The organism is Tersicoccus phoenicis (genome assembly GCF_001968835.1).
Taxonomy (GTDB): Bacteria; Actinomycetota; Actinomycetes; order Actinomycetales; family Micrococcaceae; genus Tersicoccus; species Tersicoccus phoenicis.
In genome coordinates, this window is the sequence record NZ_MRDE01000025.1 from 1 (window position 1) to 300 (window position 300).

Sequence of the window (300 nt, forward strand, 5' to 3'; positions counted from 1 at the left end):
ATCGCGCGGCCATCATTCACAACCAAATCTACCGCGTTGGCCTTGTACTCGTCAGTGAAGCTACGTCTCGTCGATCCCATAGCCGGTTCCCTTCATTTCTCGGGAACCCGCCCATCAAACCCTGTGTCCACCAGAGTGGGAACGGTCCAGCTCGACGTGCCACAGGTCGTGGTAGCTGCCGATGACCTCACCGGCCGGCATCACGGTGGCGGGGATGTTGGTGACGTACCCTTTCAACCCGACCAGTTTCCTGGCCCTGGCCAGTGCCTTCTCATCGAGCGCCCGGGCACCGTTGGCGGT

At 61.3% G+C, this 300-nt stretch carries 1 protein-coding gene; it reads right to left on the minus strand.

The window, feature by feature from the left end; genetic code table 11:
- Positions 1-114: 114 nt before the first annotated feature.
- Positions 115-300 (minus strand): hypothetical protein (locus tag BKD30_RS05795; protein WP_143588079.1); only part of this gene is annotated, 186 nt, incomplete at its 5' end.